Annotated in this window: 9 protein-coding genes; 5 read left to right on the forward strand and 4 right to left on the reverse strand. The window is 63.1% G+C overall.

The window, feature by feature from the left end; all coding sequences use genetic code 11:
* Positions 1 to 1,070 (forward strand): cysteine desulfurase NifS (nifS, locus tag ACY693_RS11765; RefSeq protein WP_462322015.1); only part of this gene is annotated, 1,070 nt, incomplete at its 5' end.
* 113 nt (positions 1,071 to 1,183) lie between these two features.
* Here the strand turns inward: nifS and mgtE are convergent.
* The gene (gene mgtE, locus ACY693_RS11770) at positions 1,184 to 2,626 is read right to left on the reverse strand and encodes a magnesium transporter (RefSeq protein ID WP_462322016.1); all 1,443 of its coding nucleotides are present in this window, start codon (positions 2,624 to 2,626) and stop codon (positions 1,184 to 1,186) included.
* 149 nt (positions 2,627 to 2,775) lie between these two features.
* Positions 2,776 to 3,405, reverse strand: a complete 630-nt coding sequence (locus ACY693_RS11775; protein WP_462322017.1) for a DUF2076 domain-containing protein — start codon at positions 3,403 to 3,405, stop codon at positions 2,776 to 2,778.
* A gap of 440 nt (positions 3,406 to 3,845) precedes the next feature.
* Between ACY693_RS11775 and ACY693_RS11780 the strand changes: the two genes are divergently transcribed.
* The 3 genes from ACY693_RS11780 to ACY693_RS11790 all read left to right on the forward strand — a co-directional run bounded on the left by ACY693_RS11780 (position 3,846) and on the right by ACY693_RS11790 (position 5,299).
* A complete protein-coding gene (locus ACY693_RS11780) occupies positions 3,846 to 3,971 on the forward strand; it encodes a hypothetical protein (protein ID WP_462322018.1) in 126 nt (41 codons plus the stop codon).
* Between the two features lie 216 nt (positions 3,972 to 4,187).
* On the forward strand, positions 4,188 to 4,553 hold the full coding sequence (locus tag ACY693_RS11785) for an STAS domain-containing protein (RefSeq protein ID WP_462322019.1): 366 nt from the start codon (positions 4,188 to 4,190) through the stop codon (positions 4,551 to 4,553).
* The gene (locus ACY693_RS11790) at positions 4,550 to 5,299 is read left to right on the forward strand and encodes a sensor histidine kinase (protein WP_462322020.1); all 750 of its coding nucleotides are present in this window, start codon (positions 4,550 to 4,552) and stop codon (positions 5,297 to 5,299) included. Before ACY693_RS11785 ends, ACY693_RS11790 begins: the two co-directional genes overlap by 4 nt.
* Before the next feature lie 194 nt (positions 5,300 to 5,493).
* Here ACY693_RS11790 and ACY693_RS11795 read toward each other — a convergent pair whose 3' ends face one another.
* Positions 5,494 to 5,907: a type II toxin-antitoxin system PemK/MazF family toxin gene (locus tag ACY693_RS11795; protein ID WP_462322021.1), complete on the reverse strand. Its 414-nt coding sequence runs from the start codon at positions 5,905 to 5,907 to the stop codon at positions 5,494 to 5,496.
* Positions 5,891 to 6,349, reverse strand: coding sequence for an AbrB/MazE/SpoVT family DNA-binding domain-containing protein (locus tag ACY693_RS11800; RefSeq protein WP_462322022.1), 459 nt, complete (start codon positions 6,347 to 6,349; stop codon positions 5,891 to 5,893). Before ACY693_RS11800 ends, ACY693_RS11795 begins: the two co-directional genes overlap by 17 nt.
* Before the next feature lie 223 nt (positions 6,350 to 6,572).
* Between ACY693_RS11800 and ACY693_RS11805 the strand changes: the two genes are divergently transcribed.
* On the forward strand, positions 6,573 to 7,219 hold a 647-nt coding region (locus ACY693_RS11805), incomplete at its 3' end, for a beta/alpha barrel domain-containing protein (RefSeq protein ID WP_462322023.1).

Below are 7,219 nucleotides of genomic sequence, written 5' to 3' on the forward strand. Positions count from 1 at the left end.
AGACCGCGCGCCAGCAGGTGCAGTCCCTGCTCGGCGCCGAGCTCGACTCCGAGATCGTCTTCACCTCCTGCGGCACCGAATCCGATTCCACCGCCATCCTCTCGGCACTCAAGGCCCAGCCGGAACGCCGCGAGATCATCACCACCGTGGTCGAACACCCGGCCGTGCTGAGCCTCTGCGAGCATCTGGAGAAGGACGGCTATCGCGTTCACTATCTTGCCGTTGATGAGAAAGGTCGCCTGGATCTCGCGCACTATCAATCTTTGCTCAGCGATCAGGTCGCCATCGCCTCGGTGATGTGGGCCAACAACGAGACCGGCACCCTCTTTCCAGTGGAGCAGATGGCCGAGCTGGCGCGCGCGGCCAGTGTAATGTTCCATACCGACGCGGTCCAAGCCGTCGGCAAGCTGCCGATCGACCTCAAGAACACCGCCATCGACATGCTCTCGCTCTCCGGGCACAAGCTGCATGCGCCCAAGGGCATCGGCGTGCTCTATCTGCGCCGCGGCACCCGCTTCCGCCCGCTGCTGCGAGGCGGTCAGCAGGAGCGTGGCCGACGCGCGGGCACTGAGAACAGCGCCTCGATCGTCGCGCTGGGCAAGGCCTGCGAGCTCGCCCAAGCCCATCTCGAGACCGAGCGTATCCAGGTCGCCGCGCTGCGCGACCGGCTCGAGCGAGGCATCCTCGAGGCCGTGCCTAACAGCTTCGTCACCGGTGACCCGAGCAATCGTTTGCCCAACACCTGCAACATTGCCTTCGAGTACATCGAGGGCGAGGCCATCCTGCTGCTGCTGAACAAGCTCGGCATCGCCGCCTCCAGTGGATCGGCATGCACCTCGGGCTCGCTCGAGCCGAGCCACGTGATGCGCGCCATGGGCATCCCCTTCACTGCCGCGCATGGCACCACCCGCTTCTCACTCTCCCGCTACACCACGGCTGAGGAGATCGAGCGCGTCATTGAAGCCGTGCCGCCCGTCGTTGCGCAGCTGCGCAAGCTCTCGCCGTACTGGGACCAAGACCGCCCAGCAGCCCAGGGCCAAGACGCGGGCTTCCAGCCGGCTTATGCATGAGCCGCAGCCGCGACGATAGGCGCGCTTGACCACACCACTTGGCAAGCCCTGCTGCTGGCAATGTTGGAATGATCGCGATTCGGCGCTGCAGGGTGCCGCGCACGCTCAAGGCGCTAGAGCAAGAACAGCGTCGCTAGGCCGAGGAAGATGAAGAAGCCCCCGGAGTCGGTCAGCGCGGTGATCATGACCGAGCTGCCGAGCGCCGGGTCACGACCGAAGCGCTGGCGTAGCAACGGGATGAGCACGCCCGCGGTGGCCGCGAGCAGCAGATTCAGCGTCATCGCCGCAACCATCACTACGCCGAGCGGCAGATTCTGGTAGACCAGGCCGGCAAAGATGCCGATCACCCCACCCCAGACCAGACCGTTGATCAACGCGACCCCAAGCTCCTTGACGATCAGCCGGCGCCAGGCCGAGGGCTGCACCTGCCCCATCGCGATCGCGCGCACGATCATGGTGATGGTCTGGTTACCGGCATTACCGCCGATGCCGGCGACGATCGGCATCAAGGCCGCGAGCGCGACCAACTGCGCGATCGAGCCCTCGAACAGATTGATCACCCGTGAGGCGATCACCGCGGTGACCAGGTTGATCGCCAGCCAGGCCCACCGATTCTTTACCGAGCGCAGGATCGGCGCAAAGATGTCCTCCTCTTCCTCCAGGCCTGCGTTGCTCAGGATCTCGGCCTCGTTCTCCTCTTGAATGTAGTCAACGACATCTGAGACGGTCAGCCGCGCCATCAGACGTCGGCGCTGATCCACCACCGGTACCGAGACCAGGTCGTAGCGCTCGAAGGCATTCGCCGCCTGCCGCGCCTCGTCCTCGGGACGAAACAGGTTCAACCCGGTCGTCTGCATGACCTCGGCAACCGCCGTCTCTGGCTCGTTGATCAACAGCGCCTCGAGCGTGAGGACACCGCGCAGCCGTTCATCACGATCGATCACGAAGAGCTGATCGGTGTGGTCGGGCAGCGCCTCGAAACGGCGCAGGTAGCGCGAGACGACCTCCAGGGTCACGTCCTCGCGGACCTTGACCAGATCGAAGTCCATCAGCGCGCCAACCGTTCCTTCGGCATAGGACATGGCCTCGCGCACACGCGCCTGCTCGCGCTGATCGAGCGAGGTCAGGACCTCTTGCGCTAGGTCCTGAGGGAGATCCGGAATCAGATCGGCCAGCTCATCGGCATCCAGGGCCTCGGCTGCGGCCTTGATCTCGTCGCGATCCATGGTCTGAAGCAGGCTTGGGCGCACCGCGTCCGAGACCTCGAGCAGGATATCGCCGTCCTTGTCGGTCCTCACCAGATCCCAAACAAACAGGCGCTCACCGAGCGGGAGCGCCTCCAGGATGTGAGCGATATCGGCCGGATGCAGCCGATCGAGCTTGCGCTGTAGCCGGGCCAGGTTCTGCCGATGGGTGATGTTCTCGACCAACCGCTGATGCGGCATCTGCTGACGCCGCGTCAGATCCTCGACCAGCCTCTGCTTAGCCAGCAGCTGTTCCACCTCGCGCAGATACCGCTGTAGCACGTCTTCATCGGGTCGCGGCAGGTCGGGCATCGGCGTCGGTCTCCAGCAAGGTCTGAGTAGCGTCTCAAAGGAGCCGAGGATACCGAACCAAGGTTACAGCCAGGCGGCGGCTAGCAACCGCCGCCCAATGATCTCGCGCCTGATGATCCCGGCCCGATGATCTTGGCCTAGTGACGGCCTCAGAATTCCTCATCACCGAAACCGTCGAAGAAGCCGCCGCCCTCGTCCTCCGCGGGCAGATCGGGCTCGGTAAGACCTGGGTCGTCCATCGCCCCTGCATCAGCAGGCGCCGCGTCGGCGGGAGCCGGTTCGGCATGATCCAAGAACAGGCCGCCGATGGCATTACCGAGTAGTACGCCACCGGCCACGCCCATCGCGGTCTGCATCGCCCCAGCCAGGAAGCCACCGCCTTGGCCGCGCTGCATTCCCATGGCTTGCGGCTGTGCGTTCTGCGAGCCCCAACCGCCAGAGCGCGCGGCGGCCCCAGGCGGTGCGGGTGGCGCAGCTGGTGGTGCCGCTGGGGGCTGTTGCGCAGCACCGGCGCCAAACAGCCCGCCCAGGAAACCGCCACCGCCCTGCGGCCGCGAGGCAAGCTCCTTCTCCAGGCTCTCGACCCGGCCCTGCAGCTGCTGCAGCGCCTGCTCCTGCACAATCACCGCCTGGGCCATCAGATAGGGCGCCGCAGGCTGCTGCTGCACCAAGGAGCCGATCAGACGCTCGGCCTCAGCATCACGCGGGCCACTCTGGCTCTCGGCCTGCTTCAGGCGCTCGAACAGGCCTTCGATTGCAGTTTGATCTTGGACGTTCATCGTCAAGTCTCTCAGGGTGAATGAGGATGGATCGTTGTGCTTGATGGTTGAAGGTCGGTAAGGTCAGGGCTGACAGCTCAGCGCCCAACCCGCACCGATCGCGTGGCTATAGTACTGGAGTCCTCTCGCGCCATGGCCACCAAGATAGGGCCTGTCTGTTGGATTCCGTCGCGCTGAAGCGTAACTCCGCCTGCGCGAGCACCACCTTGTCATGGGACTCTCAGCTAATGCGAATCGCCTGTAGCGCAGCGTCCGCCTCCGCTTAGGCCGTGCCGATCAGACCCGGCTTGCCACCGCGGTCTCGGACCGGACCCGCAACGTCATCCAATACGCCGGGGAGGGCAGCTGCCTGATCGAAGACCAAGGACCGGGTTGCGCTTTAGCGTCAGCGACAACGGCGCCGGTATGAGCATCGAAGACCCACGACGACGATCCTGATTGTGGATGACGAAGAGCCGTTCCGCAGCATGCTCGAAGCCATGCTGCGCAAGGACGGCCATCAGGTGCTCAGTGCCGTGAATGGCAGTGAGGCCCTAGCGCTGCTGGATACTCATCCCCCGATCTGATCGACAGATCGCCACTCGCCGAGATCTTGATGCGGTTCCCGCTTGGGCTGCAACAGACCATCCCAGTCGAGCCACTCGATTTCCACCTATTTCCACGTCCTTAACAACTCTTTACACAGCCTTGGCTGCCGCTGATGTAGTCCTAAATCCAAGAAATAAGGGGCTAGGACAATCTCGTCGTCTAGTCAACCAACAATCAGCGATCAGGTATCCACCATGACCAACGTACAGCTTATCCAAGAGTCCACTTCAGTCCGTGCCGTCGTGACCGATGAGCTGACGATGACCACCGTATCAGCCTTGCAGCGTCAGCTCCGTGATGCCCTCAGCAACGCGAAGTCAGACCTTGTCGTTGACCTCGAGCAGGTGAGCACCATCGACTCGAAGGGTATCGGCCTGCTGATCGCCGCCAAGAACACCCTAGCCTCGCAGCAGGGGCAGCTTCGGCTGATCAATGTGCCGGCACATATCTTCAATCTGCTCAAAACCTTGCGCCTGGCCAGCAGCCTAAATGCCGAGCCTGCGAGCAATGACTCCGAAGAGGATCTGGAGCGTTACTTCGAGCAAGCGCTAGCCGCTTGACCCGCTCGCTTGATCCGCGGAGTGCCAAAGAGCACGAGACCATTGGCCATCTCGCCAGCGGCGTTGCCCACGATTTCAACAATGTGCTGGCCGTGCTCGACGCCAATCTCTACTTCCTCCGCAGCTTCATCAAGCCGACCGAGCCTGACGCTGAGAGCACCCAGGTGCTCGATGAGATGACCAGCGTCTTGGGCCAGGCCAAGGTCATCACCTCTGGCATGCTAGCCTTGAGCCGCGCCGGTGGCGTACCGCTACGCCCGACACCACTCGAGCCGCCGCTGTTGGAGCTCTCGGACATCCTGCGGATGATGTTGCCGGAGTCGATCGACTGGCAGCTCAGGGTCGAGCCCGGCCTAGCCGCCACCACGAATGGCGGCTTTCTGCAGGCCGCGCTGCTCAACCTGGCCCTGAATGGTCGTGACGCCATGCCTGATGGCGGCAAGCTCTCGATCAAAGCCGAGCACACGCATTGGCCAGGCTATCCGACGCTGATGGTCGGTGATCTCAAGCCTGATGAATACGCCGTCATCCATGTCGACGATACCGGTGGCGGCATCCCGGCACCGATCTTGAACCGGATGTTCGAGCCCCTGTTCTCGACCAAGACCCAACAACGCGGCCACGGCCTCGGGCTCTTCATGGTCCGCGAGTTCGTGCTGCATTCCGGAGCCGGGCTAGCGCTTCACTCGAACCTCGGCCGCGGAACCCAGATGCAGATCCTATTGCCGCTCGCAGAGACCGATTAGCCGAGCGTCTCGCCCTCACTCCAACAGGCCTCGTCGCAGTTCCGACATCACCTTGGCCCCTGACCGTCGCATCTGCTCCAATCAGTGCAGTCCAGCTCACTAAGCAACTGATTTAGAAATCATAAGCGTACAGGCCCGAGACTTGCCCGAAGCGGTAACCTGCGTCGACCCGATAGAGGGCCGTTCCCGCGACCTCACTGCTGCGATCCGGGCTGCGATGAAGGCTGGGCTGACAGCCCGCTGATCAGTTGCTCAGCGCCGATCAAAGGCATCAGTCGCAAGAGAACCTGCTCCAAGACCCCGGATTCAGCCGCAGCAACCTTCTTCAGCTTGCGAGCCCGCCAATCGAGGGTGTGGATCAGGTTGGCGGCCACCACCGATGTCGCGTCGAGGTTATTGACTGGCACCTCTGTCGCTGCTCCCCGGATGCTGGTACTGATCGGACAGCAGATGAGTAGGCCCGTCGCCTGGTTGTAGGCCCTGCTCGACAACACCAGCGCCGGGCGGTACTTGCCGATCTCTCTGCCTTTGGTCGGCTCGAAATCAAGGAAGACGATGTCGTTACGCTCCGGGATGTAGCGGCCAGCCACGTCAGTCCCCAAGCTCATGGTCCAGCAAGCTCGGCAATTCGTCGGCATGGGCCTTCTCTGGCGTCATCCCCGCGATCAGGTCTGCCTCCGTATAGGGGAACCTGATCGGTTGATCGGGCTCTTTGCGAGTAATCAGCAAGCCGTCTTCGGTCACCTCAATGGCCACCTTATCCCCCTTGCCGAGTCGAGCCAGCTGCCCGATCGGGCGGGTGATGCGGATGCCCAGGCTATTGCCCCAAGGCTGAACGGTTCCCTCAAATCGCGCTTTGGCCGGTGCGCCCATCATGCCCCTCAATGTTGTAACGCTGTAGTTACGCACCAGTGTAGTCGTCGCCGGTGCGCTGTCAATCATGATGCTGCCATCCTGGCCCTCGTCAGCCGGTTGCGCACAGCACCTGTTGATGTGCTCGTACACCCGCTCACGCGCTTCATCGACCTGGCCCTGTCGGATCTCCGACAAAGGCGAGACTCAGCAGGTCGCAGCTGCTCCAAACCTGCAAAGCTCGGCTCTAAGCCATTGATTCTGAAAATCATAAATTTAGGCCCAGGATTTGCTTAAGCCACTTACCAAGACGCGATAGGGCGCAACAAAGCCGCGCAACGCCAAGAGCCGATCTCGACAGGACTCACAAGCCGCTGTGTCGGCAACGCCTTCGAGACACATTTGATAGGAGCTCAAACCGATGCCAATCACCAGCGCTCCGACGACCCCTCGGGTCTGCATCAACGACACCACGCTGCGCGATGGCGAGCAGTCGGCCGGGGTCGCCTTCTCGCTCGATGAGAAGCTGGCGATCGCGCGCGGGCTCGATGCCCTTGGCGTGCCCGAGCTCGAGATCGGCATCCCGGCCATGGGCGAAGAGGAGCGCGACTCGATCCGCGCCGTCGCCGGCCTCGGGCTCAATGCCCGACTGATGGTCTGGGCTCGCATGTGCAGCGCCGATATCGATGCCTGCGTCGGGCTAGGCGTCGACCTAGTCGACCTCTCAATCCCGGTCTCGGATCAACAGATTGCCCGCAAGATCGGACGCGACCGTGCCTGGGTGCTCGACTGTATTGCCCAAGAGGTGCGGATTGCACGCGCGCAGGGGCTTGAGGTCGGCGTCGGCTGCGAGGACGCCTCGCGCGCCGATCCGGATTGGCTCAAGCAGATCGCCGAGGCGGCGCAGCAGGCCGGCGCCCGACGCCTACGCTTCGCCGACACGGTTGGGATGCTCGATCCCTTCGGCACCTATGAGCGCATCCGCGACCTGGCTAGCGTCTGCGATTGCGAGATCGAGATGCACGCCCATGACGATCTGGGCCTGGCCACCGCCAACACACTCGCCGC

The organism is Halochromatium sp. (genome assembly GCF_054919635.1).